This window comes from Kribbella sp. CA-293567, from assembly GCF_027627575.1.
Lineage (GTDB): Bacteria > Actinomycetota > Actinomycetes > Propionibacteriales > Kribbellaceae > Kribbella.
In genome coordinates this window covers 6,184,643-6,199,139 of record NZ_CP114065.1, presented here as the reverse complement: position 1 = coordinate 6,199,139, position 14,497 = coordinate 6,184,643, and the positions used below count along the sequence as shown (strand labels likewise).

Genomic DNA, 14,497 nt, shown 5'->3' with positions numbered 1-14,497 from the left:
TTTGCGTCCCCGATGACCAGTAGGTCAAAAGATCTCATATCTGTCAGCCCTTTAATCCAGTGGAGGCCAGCGAGCGGATGAACGCCTTCTGGGCCAGCAAGAACCCCAGCAGGACAGGCAGCACCGTGATGACGTTGCCCGCCATCACCGCCGCCCACTGGGTGTGGTGCTGGCCCTGGAAGGTCGTCAGGCCGAGCTGGAGTGTGTAGTTGGTGTCGTGGTTGATGGCGATCAGCGGCCAGGTCAGGTCGTTCCAGGTGCTCAGGAACGTCAGGACCGCGACCGTGCTGAGCGCGGGCCGGGCCAGTGGCAGGACGACGGACACGAGGATCCGCAGCCGCCCGCAACCGTCCAGCCAGGCGGCCTCTTCGAGTTCGCGGGGCAGCGAGACGAAGAACTGCCGGAACAGGAACACCGAGAACGGCGTCACCAGCGACGGCACGATCAGCGCGCCCAGCGTGTCGATCAGGCCGAGCTCCTTCATCACCAGGAAGGTCGGGATCATCGTCAGCTGGAACGGGATCACCATGGTGGCGAGCATCAGTCCGAGCAGCGCCTTCGAGCCGGCGAACCGCATCCGCGCGAAGGCGTAGCCACCCAGCGACCCGAGCACGAGGTTGGCGGTCACCGCGACCGCCGAGACGATGAACGAGTTGAGGAACCAGCGCGGGAACAGCGCGTTCCCGAGCACGAACCGGTAGCCCTCCAGGTTGATCCCCGACGGGATCAGCGCCGGCGGGAACCGGTTGATCTCCGCGTTGCTCATCACCGAGCTGACCAGCAGCCACAACAGCGGCAACGCGAACAGCAACGCCAGTGGCGCCAGGACGAAGTGCCAGGCACTGAACGGAAGACGTTTCATCGCGCTGCCCTCCGGCGGTAGAGCTGGAGCGTGAGGCCGATGACCAGCAGCGCGACGGCCAGCGCGTACGCCGCGGCCGCGCTGTAGCCCGCGGTGAAGGTCTTGAACGCCTTCTCCCAGATGAAGTAGACGATCACCGTGGTCGAGCCGAGCGGCCCGCCCTTGGTGGTGACGAAGACGAGGTCGAACACCTGCAACGCGTTGATCGTCTGGAACAGCACCAGGAAGATCGTCACCGGGGTCAGCGTCGGCAGCGTGACATGCCGCAGTACGCCGGCCTTGCTCGCGCCGTCGATCCGCGCTGCCTCGACCAGCTCGTTCGGAACCCCTTGCAGGGCGGCCAGATAGACGATGACGCAGAAGCCCGTGCCGCTCCACAGCGAGATCCCGACGAGCAGGTAGAGCGCCTGACCCGGGTCGCTGAAGAATCCCTGCGCAGGCAGTCCCAGCTTGTGCAGCAGTGAGTTGGCCGCCCCGAACTCGGGATCGAGCACGAACGAGAACAGCACGCCCTGCGCGGCCGCCGAGACCACGAACGGCACGAAGACCAGCGTGCGGTAGAGGCTGATGAACCGGATCTGCCGGTCGAGCATCAGCGCGATCGCCAATCCGCCCACCACACTGAGCGGCACGTACAACGCCGCGTAGATCAACGTGTGCTGGACGGCGGAGGCGAAGTTGGGGTCCTTCGACAGAGCCTGGTAGTTGGCCAGTCCCACCCACTCGCTCGGCGAGACGAGGTCGTTGGACTGGAAGGACAGCAGCAGCGACCACAGCACGGGCACCACGCTCAGCCCGAGAATGATCAGCACCGACGGGCTGACGAACGCCCACGCGGTCGCCCCTTCGCCCCGCGTACGCCGCTTGGCCGCCCGCCGGGCTCTGGGGTCGACCGTGAAGGTGCCGACGACACTGGCCATCAGCTGGGCACTGCCAGCAGCGCGTTGCACTGCTTGACGCACTCGCTGAGCGCGTCACTCGGGGACTTTCTGCCCAGCAGCACGGCAACGGTGGCCAGACCGAGCTGCTGCGAGATCTGCGGGTACTGCGTGATGGTCGGCCGGACCTTCGCGGTCTCCAGCGCGTCGACGAAGACCTGGAGTCCCTTGGTGCCGGCCGCGTGCTTCTTCCACTCGGGCAGCGCGGCGGTCGTCGTGCTGACCGGCAGGCTGCCGGCCTGGATGTCCCACCGGACGTCCTGCTGGGGATCGTTCAGCCACTTGACGAACTCGGCCGCCGCCTTGACCCGCGCCTTGCCGTTGTCGAACACGGTCCAGGTGTCCGGCCCCGAGATGGTGATCGGCTTGCCCGAGTACGACGGCAGCGGGACGACCCCGTAGTCGATGCCCTTGTCGATCACGTCGGGCAACTGCCAGGGGCCGGTGGCAACCATTCCCATCCGGCCGCCGAGGAACACCTGGTAGAGCTGCTCACCACCGGGTTTGGGATCGACGTACAGCGACTTGTCGGAGCGCAACCGGTCGAGCGTGCCGAGGACCTGCTCGCCGACCTTGTCGAAGGCCACGGACTTGCCGTCCTCGCTGACCACGTTGCCGCCGAGGTCCCAGATCATCGGCCAGAGCCGCCAGACCGTGTCCTCGTCACCGACCCCCGGCCAGCCGGTGCCGAAGACACCCTTGGCCGGGTTGTTCAGTTTCTGCGCGGTGCTGGTGAAGTCGTCCCAGGTCCAGCCGGCCTTCGGCTCCGGCAGACCGGCCGCGGCGAAGAGTTTCTTGTTGTAGACAACGCAAAGGGAGTCGAGCAGCGCGGGCGCTGCCCGCACCTTGCCCTTCACGGTGACCGCTTCGCGCGCGGCCGGCCAGCAGTCCTCGAGATCCATCGCGGCCGACAGATCGGCCACCTTGGGGCTGCGGGTCATGCTGGCGAGGTCCGACCCGAAGATGTACGCGATATCCGGGTAGGACCCCGCCGCCAGCCCCGCGGTGACCTTCTGCAGCATGCTGTCCGCGGTCACCCCGCCGCCACCGCCGACGACCTTGATCAACGGGTGGGTGTCGTTGAACTGTTTGATCAAGGCGTCGAGCGCCTTCTTGGCCGTGTCGGTCTGGCCGTGCCAGAGGTCGACGGTGACGAGGCCACCGGCTTCCTCCTGCTCGGGCTTGCCGCAGGCACCGAGAGTGCCGGCGGCGGCCAGCACGGCAGCGGCGCGAAGGAGGTCACGACGGGTTGGTGAAGACATGGTTTACCCCAAAGACTTGGCAGGAGAGGAAGAACAGGTCAGCAGGTCAGCAGGTCTTGCGGACGTACCCGCTGGTGCCCGGCGTGGAGACGTCCACGTCGCGCTGCACGATGCTGAGCCGGCTGCCGAACCCGCTGCAGGCCTTCTGCCGGCCGGAGTTCGTGTACTCGATCACGATCACGTTGTTGCCGAAGGCAGCGACATAGTCGCCGCACTCGTCGTACTGGCCGCACTCCTCGGCGACGGCGAAGTCCAGACCGATGCTGGCGCGGTACTGCGACAGTTCGACGGTGTTCTTCTGGGCGATCGCCAGGTTCCTCGAGTGCGAGTGGTCGGCCAGCAACTTCAGGTAGGCCCTGGCCTGACTGGTGCTGATCAGGTTTCTCGAGCGCAGGTAGCTGTCGTAGTTGTCCGGCTCGATCGCCTTGTAGCCCTTGGCCGCGCAGCCGTCGATCCAGCCGTTGACCTTGGCGGCGACGCGAGCGGCCTTGGCGCCGCGGATGTCGAGCAGCGCCTCGCCCCAATCCTCGTCGATGACCAGGTTGCCCTGGGCATCGCGCAGCAGCAGGTCGGACGGCCACTGGCTCTGCTCGCCCGGCTGGACCTGGAAGGCGTTCACGTAACAGATGTTGTAGAGGCCGGCCGCGGGTGCGACGGTCCGGTCGCGAGTGACGACCTGGACTCCGGCGGGCGGCGTGTAGGCGCCACCGATCTGGTAGTCGAACTTGGCATGGGTCGGGGGCAGGGTCGTCGCCGCGCTGGCGGCGTTGTCGGTGGAGAGTGCGGCGAGGGTAGCGGTCGCGAGGGCGGCGGCCGTGGCGACTGCCACCAGATGACGGATACGGAAACGGGACACGATTGGCTCCATCGGTCCAGGGGACGCTACCCCGCCTCGGGCCGTCGCCCTGGCGCCTGGAAACCGGGCTCGAACCTGGGTTCATTACCGGCTGGGTGCGTCACTGCAGTGTGGGCCCGACAGGCCCGGCACTGATGGCTTAGTTAAGCGATCCGCTGCCGCAGCGTCAAGGGAAACTGCAAAGGAGTGCGCGGAAAGCTTCGGTTAGCGCATTCCTGTGCATCCTTGCTGAAGTCTTGACGCCGAGGGTTTGGACCGGTTTAGTGGCTGTCTAAACCGGTTTAAACCCTCAATCCTGGGATGCAGATGAGCAAGGAACGGCCGACCATCGCGGATGTGGCGACCCGCGCAGGCGTTTCGAAGGGTGCGGTCTCGTTCGCGCTGAACGGCAAGCCGGGCCTGGCCCAGGCCACTGTCGACCGGATCCTGGCGGCCGCCGACGAGCTGGGCTGGCGGCCGAGCAGCCGGGCCCGGTCGCTGTCGGTCTCGAAGGCCTTCGCGCTCGGTCTGGTGATCACCAGGGACCCGGCAGTGCTGTCCTCGGACCCGTTCTTCCCGGCCTTCATCGGCGGGGTCGAGAGCGTGCTCGCGCCGCGGGGCCAGGCGCTCGTGCTGCAGGTGGTCGCCCCCGGCGAGAACGAGGCGGCGGGGTACCGGCGACTGGCTCAGGACGGCCGGGTTGACGGGGTCTTCCTCTCCGACCTCAGGCACGACGATCCCCGGATCGAGCTGCTGGCCTCCCTCGGGCTGCCCGCGGTGACCCTGAACCGGCCGGAGGCCGATTCACCGTTCCCCGCGGTCTGTCTGGACGACCGGCCGGGCACGATCGCGGTCGTCCAGCACCTGATCGAGCTCGGCCACCGCCGGATCGCGCACGTCGCCGGCCCCCAGGACTTCGTGCATGCCACGGCCCGGACCGATGCCTTCGTCTCGGCGCTGACCGAGGCGGGGTTGCGGCCCGCGGGGATCGAGGTCAGCGACTTCACCGGCGCGGGTGGGATCGAGGCCACCAAGCGGTTGCTGGCGCTCCCCGACCGGCCGACCGCGATCGTCTACGCCAACGACCGGATGGCGATCGCCGGGATGGGCGCCGCGCAACAGACCGGCCTGAACGTGCCCGGCGACCTCAGTGTCGCGGGCTTCGACGACAGCGAGCTCGCCGAGTTCGTCCATCCCGGGCTCACCACGGTGCGCGCCGATCCGTACGCCTTCGGCGAGGCGGCCGCGCGCACTCTCAACCAGCTCATCGACGGCGACAGTGCGGTACCCGATGTGGAACTGCCGCCCGCACGGCTGATCATCCGGCGGTCCACCGCCACTCTGGAGGAGTCATGAAACACAAGCTCGTGGCCGCGTTGGTGGCCTTCGGTCTCGCCGGTACGACGGCTGCCTGCGGCAGTGGAGGTGGCGGCGACGCCGAGGCCGCCGCCCAGGCCAAGGGGGAGATCACCGTCTGGATGTCCAACAACGCCGAGGAAGTGGCCTGGGGCAAGCAGATGGTCGCCGCCTGGAACAGCGCGCATCCGGACCAGAAGGTGACCGCCCAGGAGATCCCCGCCGGCAAGAGCTCCGAAGAGGTGATCGGGGCCGCGATCACGGCGGGCAACGCGCCCTGCCTGATCTTCAACACCGCACCCGCGTCCGTCTCGCAGTTCCAGAAGCAGGGTGGCCTGGTGGCGCTCGACAGCTTCGCGGACGGCAAGGCGTATGTCGAGGAGCGCAGCGGCAAGACCGCGGAGCAGTACAAGTCGACCGACGGCAAGTACTACCAGCTGCCGTGGAAGGCCAATCCGGTGATGATCTTCTACAACAAGTCGGTCTTCGCCAAGGCCGGGATCGATCCCGCCAAGCCCCTGCTGGCGACGTACGACGAGTTCCTGGCGGCCTCGCGCAAGATCGTCGCCTCGAAGGCCGCGAAGTACGCGATCTATCCGGCTCCGAGCAACGAGTTCTACCAGTCCTGGTTCGATTTCTATCCGCTGTTCGCGGCCGAGACCGGCGGCAAGCAACTGGTTGCCGACGGCAAGGCTCAGTTCGCGTCGGAGGAGGGCAAGAAGGTGGCCGGTTTCTGGCGGACCCTCTACGCCGAGAAGCTGGCGTCGCAGGAGAAGTACACCGGTGACTCGTTCGTCGACGGCACCGCCGCGATGGCGATCGTCGGGCCGTGGGCGATCGCGACGTACAAGGGCAAGGTCGAGTGGGGCGCGGTGCCGGTGCCGACGTCGGCGGGGAAGCCCGCCGGTGACACCTTCACCTTCAGCGACGCGAAGAACGTCGCGATGTACTCGGCGTGCAAGAACCGCGGTACCGCCTGGGACGTGCTGAAGTTCGCCACCAGCAAGGAGCAGGACGGCAAGCTGCTGCAGGGCACCGGGCAGATGCCGCTGCGCAACGACGTGGCCGGCGCCTACCCGGAGTACTTCACCAAGAACCCGGACTACCAGCAGTTCGCCGACCAGGCCGCCCGGACCGTCGAGGTACCGAACGTGCCGAACTCGATCACGATCTGGCAGACCTTCCGCGACGCGTACTCCAAGTCCGTCATCTTCGGAACCCAGGACCCGGGAGCTGCCCTCGACGGCGCCGTCCAGAAGGTCGACCAGCTCGCCGCCGGGTCATGAGTGCGCGCGGCCGGAGCGGGCGCGGCGGGGTGCTGAGCTCGGTCCTGGGCAAGCAGCCGATCGGTACCGCGTTCGTCACCCCGTACGTCGTCTTCCTCGCGGTGATCTTCGCCTACCCGCTCGGGTTCGCGGTCTACATGTCCTTCCACGACTACTTCTTCACCGCGCCCGGCGCGATCGTCGAGCGGCCGTGGGTCGGCTTCGCGAACTACGCCGCGGTGCTGTCCGACCCAGCGGTCCGGCGCTCGTTCGTCAACGTCGGCATCTTCCTGCTGATCAATGTGCCGCTGACCGTCGTCCTGTCGCTGGTGCTGGCCTACGCCCTGAACGCCGCGATCCGCTGGCGCACGTTCTTCCGGGTCAGCTACTACGTCCCGTACGTCGCCGCGTCGGTGGCCGTGGTGGGGGTCTGGCTGTTCCTGTTCAACTCCGACGGCCTGGTCAACCGCCTCCTCGGCCCGCTCGCGCCCGATCCGTCCTGGCTGGTGAACTCGGCGCTCGCGATGCCGACGGTGGCGTTCTACGTGACCTGGAAGCAGCTCGGCTTCTTCATCCTGCTCTACCTGGCCGCCTTGCAGAACGTCTCGAAGGATCTGTACGAGGCGGCGTCGATGGACGGCGCCGGGCGGCTGAAGTCGTTCTGGAACGTCACCGTGCCGGGGGTGCGGCCGGCCACGACGCTGGTCGTCCTGCTGGCGACCGTGACCGGGGCGAACCTGTTCACCGAGCCCTACCTGCTGACCGGCGGCGGCGGTCCTGACGGTGCCTCGGCCTCGCCGGTGCTGATCATGTACCAGAAGGGGATCGAGCAGGGCAATCCCGACATCGGCTCGGCGATCGGCGTCCTGCTGGTGATCGGCGTGCTGCTGCTGGCTCTGGCCGAACGCCGGTTCGTGGGGCGGGAGGACCGATGAAGCAGAGCCCGTCGAGAAAGAGTCCGTGGCGGTTCCTGACCTTGCTGGTCGGTGCCTTCGTGTTCCTGTTTCCCTTCTACTACATGCTGATCGGCAGTCTGCAGGCCGAGCCCGACCCGTCGGTGAAGGGTGCATTCCCGTCGCCTGGCAACCTGACCGGCAAGAACTACACCGAGATCAACGCGGCGATCGACCTCGGCCGGTCGTTGCTGAACTCCGGCATCTTCACCGGCGGAGTCATCCTCGGCACCCTGGTCTTCGGCGTGCTGACCGGCTACGCGCTGGCCAGGTTGCAGTTCCGTGGCCGGGGCGCGGTCTTCAACCTGATGCTGCTGGTCCAGGTGGTCCCGTTCCAGTTGCTGACCATCCCGCTCTACGTGCTGATCGTGCGCAGCTACGGGCTGGCCGACTCCTACCTGGGCATGATCGCGCCGTTCGCGATCAACTCGACCGCGGTGTTCGTGTTCCGGCAGTACTTCCTGCAACTGCCGCAGGAGCTGTTCGACGCGGCCCGGATCGACGGCGCGGGGGAGCTGAACATCCTCTGGCGGGTGGCGATCCCGCTGGTCAAGCCGGCCTTGCTGACCGGCGTACTGCTGACCTTCATCGGGCCGTGGAACGAGTTCCTGTGGCCGTTCCTGATCACCAAACAACAAGATCTGCAGCCGCTCGCGGTGTCGTTGTCGAACTACCTGACCACCGTGTCGGCGCGGGCGGCGAACCCGTTCGGCGCCGTCCTGGCCGGGGCCTGCGTCCTGGCCGCTCCCGCGATCGGGATGTTCATCGTCTTCCAGCGTCGCTTCATCTCGTCCAGCCTCGAGTCCGGGGTCAAGGGCTAGTTTCCGAAAGGGTCTTCCGCTGTGACTGTTCCTTATACTCTGACGCGCCTCGGTGTCGTGATGACGCCGGAGCCAGGCAACGAACTGGAGTCCGAAGGGGTGCTGAACCCCGCCTCGGGGCACACCCCGGACGGACGGCTGTACCTGCTGCCGCGACTGGTTGCTCCGGGCAACGTATCGCGCGTCGGCCTGGCCGAGGTGGCGCTGACCGACGGCGTACCGACCGGGGTGTCCCGCGAAGGTGTGGTGCTGGCCCCCGACGAGGGCTGGGAGCGTGGGCTGAACAACGCGGGTGTCGAGGATCCCCGAGTGACCTGGATCCCGTCGCTCGGCAAACACGTGATGACGTACGTCGCCTACGGTCCGTTGGGTCCGAAACCGGCGCTGGCGGTCTCGGAGGACCTGCGGACCTGGACCCGGTTGGGACCGTTGCACTTCGAGTACCAGGCTGACCTGGACACCGATCTCAACCTGTTCCCGAACAAGGACACGGTGTTCTTCCCCGAGCCGGTGCCCGGTCCCGACGGCCGGCCCGCGTACGCGATGCTGCATCGGCCGATGTGGGACCTGGGCTGGTTCCGCGAGGGCGAGGGCGTGCACCTGCCGGCCGGGGTGAAGGACGACCGGCCGGGGATCTGGATCTCGTACGTGCCCGTGTCGGAGGTCGAGCGCGATCTGCGCAACCTGGTGCACCTGCGTGGACACCGGCTGGTGGCGATGTCGGAGTACCCGTTCGAGGAGCTCAAGATCGGCGCCGGGCCCGCGCCGCTGCGGGTGCCGGAGGGATGGCTCGTCATCCATCACGGCGTGACCGGCGAGCAGCCCCAGGGGTTCGATCCGACGACGCAGAAGGTCAGCTACGCCGCGGGTGCGCTGTTGCTCGACTTCGAGGACGTCAGCCGGGTGATCGCGCGGACCGAGGAGCCGATCCTGGTCCCGGAGACCGAGGAGGAACGCATCGGCACGGTGGGCAACGTGGTGTTCCCGACCGCGATCGAGGAGGTCGACGGGGTGCACTACGTCTTCTACGGGATGGCCGATGCCAAGATCGGCGTAGCTCGCTTGGACCGGTTGTCATGACGGTCAGCCGTCGCGCCGTCCTCGGCGGGTCGCTCGCCGCTGCCGCTGTCTCCGGTGTTCCGGCTGTCTCCGCCTCCGCCACGTCTGCCGGTTCGCCTTCATTGACCAACCTGGCTCACCTCGACTACCTGGGTGATGCCGTCTCTCCACCTTCGGCAGCCGGGCACTCGACGTACGGGTCGGGGCCGGTGGGAGTGCTGTGGACGTATGCCGATCGCCGGGACGACGGCTCCTATGCCCGCATCGGGGGCGGGACCTTCGACCCCTCGACCAACACCTACGGGCAAGGCGCCTACAACGCTGACGACCTTGCCCGCGCTGCGGTCGTCTACCTGCGGCACTACTCGGCGATGGGCGACGCGCACAGCCGGCAGGCGGCGTACGGGCTGTTGCGGGGGCTGACGTTCCTGCAGACGACCGATGGAGTCAACGCGGGCAACGTGGTGCTGTGGATGCAGCCGGATGGCACGCTCAACCCCAGCGCTGACCCCGTGGAGTTGCCTGACCCGTCGGACTCTGCCGCGTCGTACTGGCTGGCTAGGACGGTCTGGGCGCTGGGGGAGGGGTACGCGGTCTTCCGCTCTGTCGACCGTAGGTTTGCCGCGTTCCTGCGGGCGCGGCTCGAGTTGGCGATCGCTGCGCTGGAGCGGCAGGTGCTGGTGCACTACGGCCAGTGGAACGTCGTTGACGGACGCCGTGTCCCGGCGTGGCTGATCGTTGCCGGTGCTGACGCGACATCTGAAGCAGTGCTCGGGTTGGCCGCCTATGTTGGTTCTGATGGTCGCTCTGCTCGCGCACGGCGGGCGTTGGAACGCTTCGCCGAGGCTGTCGCCGCGATGGGTGCGGGGGACACTCGGACTTGGCCGTTCCGGGCGCTGCTGCCTTGGGGTGAGTCCATCTCGGATTGGCACGCGTGGGGTGCACAGATGTCGTCAGCGCTGGCGGCTGCTTCCGCAGTACTGCGGTCGCCGCGGCTGCTTGGCCCGGCGCTTGGTGACACTGCCGGGTTCACTCCGCTGCTGATGACTGCAGGCGGTCCGGACAACGGCTGGCTGCCTGCACCGATCGACCGCACCCAGATCGCGTACGGAGTCGATGCTCGGTTGCAAGCCCTGCTGGGAGTCGCTGAAGTTGCGGACCGTCCCGGCCTTCGACAGGTCGCCGCTTTCGTCGCCGCCTGGTACTTCGGCGCGAACCCGGCCGGGGCGCCGATGTACGACCCGGCTACCGGCCGCACCTACGACGGAATCTCCGGCGAGGGCGTGATCAACCGCAACTCCGGCGCCGAATCCACCATCCACGGGCTGCTCTCCATGCTGGCCCTGGACGCCAACCCGTCGCTGGCCAAGCAGGCTCGCACTCTCGGGCCCGCGCCCCGGACCCTGGCCGGCCTGCACACCGTCGAGGCAGAGGCGGCAACTCTTTCTGCAGGAGCCACGATCGTCACCCCGCAGTCTCCCTGGACCGGCGAATCCCAATGGAGCAACAACTCCTACGTCGCCTTCACGTCTGGCAGCACCGCGACGTGGACGCTGCCCAGCTCCGACCAGCCGCAGTTGGCGCTGCCCGTCATCGACGTGGTTCCCGACCGCGAGGCGGGTCGAACGACGTGGTCAAGCAACAACCGCGTCCTTGGCTCGCTCAACCACGGCACCGGCGGCCCGCAGGGCGAGTCGGCGGCTCCGGGCGCGCTCCTTCCACGCACTCTGCCGCGAGTACTTCCGCCCGGTGCGACTCAGTTGACCGCGACCGCTGCGCCTCTTGCGGGCACGTCGGCTTCCGGCGCTTCATCTGCCGCTGGCCGGCGAGTGGACGCAGTACTGCTCCTGCCACTCATCTCCAAGCTCCAGCTGGGCACAACCGCCCTGCTGAGTAGCGCCGACACCCACCCACGCTCGTACAAGGTCACACGTGCCACCAGCCGACGCAGTGTAGTGACGGCCTACGACAGCAGCGGCAAGCTCAAATCCCGGTTCACCACGACAGCGAAGACCTTCAGCGCACCCGTCTTGCCGGGAGGTTTCACCGTCGTCCTTTGAGCGCTTCAGCAGCCCAGTCGGCCACGAACTCGAACGCCAACCCGCGCTGCTGGAAGAGCCGCTGACTGTCCACCTGCTGGTGGTACGCCGCGTGTGACGGGTTGGCGGCTTTGGCGAGCACCAGAGGAAGCAACCAGGCGTACTTGACCATCGACGCCATCACTGCCCGCCGTACGACCGCCGGCTCGCCCCGCCAACCACCCTCACGAAGGCCTTCCAGGTAGCTGCCGAGACAGGTCTCCGCCAGCTCACCGATCCGCTCGGCCGGCCAGAACAGATCGAACACCGCATCGGGAATGTGATTGCCGATGTCCTCACCGAGCGCTCCGTCCCCGGTGAAAGCCCAATCCAGCAAGGCGATCTCACCGTCCGGCCGACGGATCACGTTCGACACCCACAGATCGAGATGACACTGAGCTCGCGGCGACTGCTCGACAATCGTCAGCAGTTCGCCGCGATGCGCCACCAACTCTGCCCAGGCCCTTCGCAAGCCCGCCGGCCAGCTGTCGGCCACCAGCGGCTGCCTCCACGCCGCATCGTCATCGAGCACCTCCCAAGGCACGTCCCGGGTGGTCGAGTAGTCCCGCAGGAACCCCGTCGACGTCCACTCCCGCTCCGGCGCCGGCCTCGCCTGCCACCGTCCGCACCCGAGCGCCAGCGCAGCGTGATCCGCCAACGCGAACTCCGTCCCCGGCCGACCAGCGACATCCTCCAGCCAAAGCACCGCGCCCCCGGAGAACTCCTCCACCCCACCCTCCGGCAGCCCCAACCCGGTCCCGGTCAACCGCTCCCGCACCCCAGCGTCCCGATAGACCTCAACCTCACGCCGCCAGTAGTTCCAATGCCGAGGCGCCTCAGAAGCCGCCCACCCACCCAGCCCCACCTCGCCCGCGCCACCAACTCCCGCTGCACACGGCCGACGAAGCTCTTTGCGGATGAACGTATTGCCGTCCTCGCCAGTGACCCGCTCGACCTTCGCGGTGACAGCGTTCAGCAGATTGTGACGAAGCGGCGTGGCCGGCCTGCCACGTCCGGCACCGCGGGCTGCGTCGTACGAGAAACTCATACCTCGATTGTCAGGCCAGCAAGGTTCGCGGCGGCACACCCGCCAGCGCCTTCACCTCGCGAGTGAAGTGAGCCTGATCCGCGTACCCCGTCCGCGCGGCAACCTCCGCGAACGACAACCCCGCCCGCGCCCGATCCAGCGCGACATTCAGCCGCAACACCCGATCCAGCATCTTCGGCCCGTACCCGAACGCATCCAGACACCGCCGATACAACTGCCGCTCACTCAACCCGACACTGCCCGCCAGATCCGGCACCGCCAACCCCCGCCGAACCCCGCGCACCACCTGCCCCACCAGCCGATCAGGCGCCACCTCGAACACCTCGGCCGCAACCTCCTCCAGAGCCAACGCCGGAACCGCAGCCCGCCCGATCCGATCCGCCAACCGCCGACTCCGCCCCGGCGACCACACCTCACTCAACGGCACCAGCCGATCCAGCACCTCCCGAGCAGGAACCCCCAGAAACCCCGGCGCCGCCCCCGGCGCAAACCTCAACCCCGCAATCCGAACCCCAGCCTCAGCAGCCCCCACATGCGCCCGGCTGTCAGGCCCAGCCACCGCAAGCTCCCCCTCGATCCACAGCAGATCCATACACCCGTCCGGCAAAACCCGATAAGCCTCACCATCCGCAGTACGAGCCCACAACACAGCCCCCGGCAACACCGCCGCCCGCTCCCGATAAACCGTCTCCAAACCCACCCCCACAGTCTGCAACCCCCCACCGACATTCCTTCGCCTCCTACCCGAGCCCCGTTTCCGACGAGCACCACCCGCCCAGCTCAAGCACACCCCGACCCGCCCAGCTCAAGCACAAGCCGACCCGCCTAGCTCAAGCACAAGCCGACCCACCAAGCTCAAGCACAAGCCGACCCACCAAGCTCAAGCACAAGCCGACCCGCCGGGACTGCGGGTGGCGAGTGGTGTGTGGTCGCCCTCTACCGCCAGGCGGACGAAAGAGTTCAGCCGGTAGTCGGCTGCTGATCGAGGGGAAGGGTTACATCGAGGATGTCGGCCTCGGTGGGGACGTACTTGACCAGGGCAACGTTCTCGCGGATCAGGTGGGTTTCGAGGGAGGCGCCGGTACGGCGGTCTCGGACGGTTCGCCAGATCTCGTTGCGGCGGTAGTAATTGGTGCCGGCGCGGAGGAAGCGTTCGCCGCGGGCGAAGACGCGGTAGGACCGGGTGGTGGGTTGTTCGGCACGGATCTCGCCTTCCAGGTAGCGCTCGCCGACGCCGACTCGGAGCTGGAAGGTCTGGTCGGTGTCGTTGCGGAACTGGAGATCGACATAGTTGTAAACGATGCTGCAGCCGACTCCCCACGGAAGCACGCGGCCGTTGTCCGGGAACGGATCGAAGCTGTGGGTCGAGCGCTGGGTCACTGTGAGAGGTGAGTGCAGAGCCATCCAGTGCAGCAGATTCGCCAGCTGGCAGATCCCGCCGCCGATGCCTGAGCGCGCCTCGCCGTTGGACAGGCGCATGCCCTTCACGTAGCCCTTGCGCCGCGTCGCGTTGCCGACCAGTTTGTTGAAGGAGAACGTCTTACCCGGCCTGATCAGTACGCCGTCGACTTGCGCGCAGGCAAGCTTCAGGTTGGTCACCTTGTTGTGCTGCATCCACATGTCGGTCTCGCCGAGCTGGCGCAGCAGCAGCGAGTTGTGCCGCTTCACTCGAACCGGCAGATCTTCCCCCTGCCTGATCCGCGCGTACGGCGTATCGGATCGCAGCCACTCCACTCTTCGCCGAGCCCGGTGGTACCGCACTGCCAGCGGATACAGCGCCGGCACTCGCTCCGACCAACGCTGCTTCCCACCCCGAGGCAGGAGTCGTGCCAACTCGGCCGGCGTCAGCTGAATCTGCTCCTCCGGCCTGAGCATGAGCTGGTCGGAACCGGTCGGTGTGCGCTCACTGCTCTCGTCGGCGTCGGCGTCGGCGTGGGCGTGGCCGGTGGTGGTGCTGTTGTGCATACGTTCCCCCGGAACGGACTGGATCGATCCCCCTGACCGACCTCGCAACGCTACG

General features: G+C 67.4%; 13 protein-coding genes and 1 pseudogene. 6 read left to right on the top strand and 8 right to left on the bottom strand.

The features are described from left to right. Window positions 1–43 precede the first annotated feature (43 nt). The 4 genes from OX958_RS28695 to OX958_RS28680 are packed head-to-tail and all read right to left on the bottom strand — an operon-like array spanning window position 44 to window position 3,918. Window positions 44–862 (bottom strand): carbohydrate ABC transporter permease, encoded by an 819-nt coding sequence (locus tag OX958_RS28695; protein ID WP_270133008.1) that lies wholly within the window; start codon window positions 860–862, stop codon window positions 44–46. Beyond that, a complete protein-coding gene (locus OX958_RS28690) occupies window positions 859–1,782 on the bottom strand; it encodes a carbohydrate ABC transporter permease (protein ID WP_270133005.1) in 924 nt (307 codons plus the stop codon). Before OX958_RS28690 ends, OX958_RS28695 begins: the two co-directional genes overlap by 4 nt. Continuing rightward, entirely contained in the window at window positions 1,782–3,062 is a 1,281-nt protein-coding gene (locus OX958_RS28685) for an ABC transporter substrate-binding protein (protein ID WP_270133002.1), read from the bottom strand. The genes OX958_RS28690 and OX958_RS28685 overlap by 1 nt, the downstream gene beginning before the upstream one ends. Before the next feature lie 46 nt (window positions 3,063–3,108). Further along, entirely contained in the window at window positions 3,109–3,918 is an 810-nt protein-coding gene (locus OX958_RS28680; RefSeq protein ID WP_270132999.1) for an endo alpha-1,4 polygalactosaminidase, read from the bottom strand. Between the two features lie 306 nt (window positions 3,919–4,224). Between OX958_RS28680 and OX958_RS28675 the strand changes: the two genes are divergently transcribed. Genes OX958_RS28675 through OX958_RS28650 form a run of 6 tightly spaced genes read left to right on the top strand, consistent with a single transcriptional unit; the run spans window position 4,225 to window position 11,411 of the window. After that, window positions 4,225–5,253 (top strand): LacI family DNA-binding transcriptional regulator, encoded by a 1,029-nt coding sequence (locus OX958_RS28675; RefSeq protein ID WP_270132998.1) that lies wholly within the window; start codon window positions 4,225–4,227, stop codon window positions 5,251–5,253. Further along, window positions 5,250–6,539 carry an ABC transporter substrate-binding protein gene (locus tag OX958_RS28670; protein ID WP_270132996.1) on the top strand — a complete coding sequence of 430 codons (1,290 nt, stop codon included), beginning with the start codon at window positions 5,250–5,252 and terminating at the stop codon, window positions 6,537–6,539. Before OX958_RS28675 ends, OX958_RS28670 begins: the two co-directional genes overlap by 4 nt. Next, the gene (locus OX958_RS28665) at window positions 6,536–7,453 is read left to right on the top strand and encodes a carbohydrate ABC transporter permease (protein WP_270132995.1); all 918 of its coding nucleotides are present in this window, start codon (window positions 6,536–6,538) and stop codon (window positions 7,451–7,453) included. The genes OX958_RS28670 and OX958_RS28665 overlap by 4 nt, the downstream gene beginning before the upstream one ends. Continuing rightward, window positions 7,450–8,292, top strand: coding sequence for a carbohydrate ABC transporter permease (locus OX958_RS28660; protein WP_270132994.1), 843 nt, complete (start codon window positions 7,450–7,452; stop codon window positions 8,290–8,292). The genes OX958_RS28665 and OX958_RS28660 overlap by 4 nt, the downstream gene beginning before the upstream one ends. A gap of 21 nt (window positions 8,293–8,313) precedes the next feature. Continuing rightward, window positions 8,314–9,372: a glycoside hydrolase family 130 protein gene (locus OX958_RS28655; RefSeq protein ID WP_270132992.1), complete on the top strand. Its 1,059-nt coding sequence runs from the start codon at window positions 8,314–8,316 to the stop codon at window positions 9,370–9,372. Continuing rightward, on the top strand, window positions 9,369–11,411 hold the full coding sequence (locus OX958_RS28650) for a hypothetical protein (protein WP_270132991.1): 2,043 nt from the start codon (window positions 9,369–9,371) through the stop codon (window positions 11,409–11,411). The genes OX958_RS28655 and OX958_RS28650 overlap by 4 nt, the downstream gene beginning before the upstream one ends. Here OX958_RS28650 and OX958_RS28645 read toward each other — a convergent pair. From OX958_RS28645 to OX958_RS28635, 4 genes and pseudogenes are all read right to left on the bottom strand, one after another. After that, window positions 11,395–12,477 carry an aminoglycoside phosphotransferase gene (locus OX958_RS28645; RefSeq protein WP_270132990.1) on the bottom strand — a complete coding sequence of 361 codons (1,083 nt, stop codon included), beginning with the start codon at window positions 12,475–12,477 and terminating at the stop codon, window positions 11,395–11,397. The genes OX958_RS28650 and OX958_RS28645 overlap by 17 nt on opposite strands. Before the next feature lie 10 nt (window positions 12,478–12,487). Continuing rightward, window positions 12,488–12,862 (bottom strand): helix-turn-helix transcriptional regulator, encoded by a 375-nt coding sequence (locus OX958_RS28640; RefSeq protein ID WP_270132989.1) that lies wholly within the window; start codon window positions 12,860–12,862, stop codon window positions 12,488–12,490. Between the two features lie 99 nt (window positions 12,863–12,961). Beyond that, window positions 12,962–13,069 (bottom strand): annotated as a pseudogene (locus OX958_RS35290) (AraC family transcriptional regulator); the annotation flags it as partial. A gap of 368 nt (window positions 13,070–13,437) precedes the next feature. Continuing rightward, window positions 13,438–14,442 (bottom strand): VanW family protein, encoded by a 1,005-nt coding sequence (locus OX958_RS28635; RefSeq protein ID WP_270132987.1) that lies wholly within the window; start codon window positions 14,440–14,442, stop codon window positions 13,438–13,440. Between the last annotated feature and the right edge of the window lie 55 nt (window positions 14,443–14,497).

Bases quoted from the DNA above. Each gene is read 5' to 3' on its own strand.
- OX958_RS28660 (WP_270132994.1), top strand. From the start codon at position 7,450: ATGAAGCAGAGCCCGTCGAGAAAGAGTCCGTGGCGGTTCCTGACCTTG.
- OX958_RS28695 (WP_270133008.1), bottom strand. From the start codon at position 862: ATGAAACGTCTTCCGTTCAGTGCCTGGCACTTCGTCCTGGCGCCACTG.
- OX958_RS28635 (WP_270132987.1), bottom strand. From the start codon at position 14,442: ATGCACAACAGCACCACCACCGGCCACGCCCACGCCGACGCCGACGCC.
- OX958_RS28665 (WP_270132995.1), top strand. From the start codon at position 6,536: ATGAGTGCGCGCGGCCGGAGCGGGCGCGGCGGGGTGCTGAGCTCGGTC.
- OX958_RS28685 (WP_270133002.1), bottom strand. From the start codon at position 3,062: ATGTCTTCACCAACCCGTCGTGACCTCCTTCGCGCCGCTGCCGTGCTG.
- OX958_RS28645 (WP_270132990.1), bottom strand. From the start codon at position 12,477: ATGAGTTTCTCGTACGACGCAGCCCGCGGTGCCGGACGTGGCAGGCCG.
- OX958_RS28650 (WP_270132991.1), top strand. From the start codon at position 9,369: ATGACGGTCAGCCGTCGCGCCGTCCTCGGCGGGTCGCTCGCCGCTGCC.
- OX958_RS28690 (WP_270133005.1), bottom strand. From the start codon at position 1,782: ATGGCCAGTGTCGTCGGCACCTTCACGGTCGACCCCAGAGCCCGGCGG.
- OX958_RS28675 (WP_270132998.1), top strand. From the start codon at position 4,225: ATGAGCAAGGAACGGCCGACCATCGCGGATGTGGCGACCCGCGCAGGC.
- OX958_RS28670 (WP_270132996.1), top strand. From the start codon at position 5,250: ATGAAACACAAGCTCGTGGCCGCGTTGGTGGCCTTCGGTCTCGCCGGT.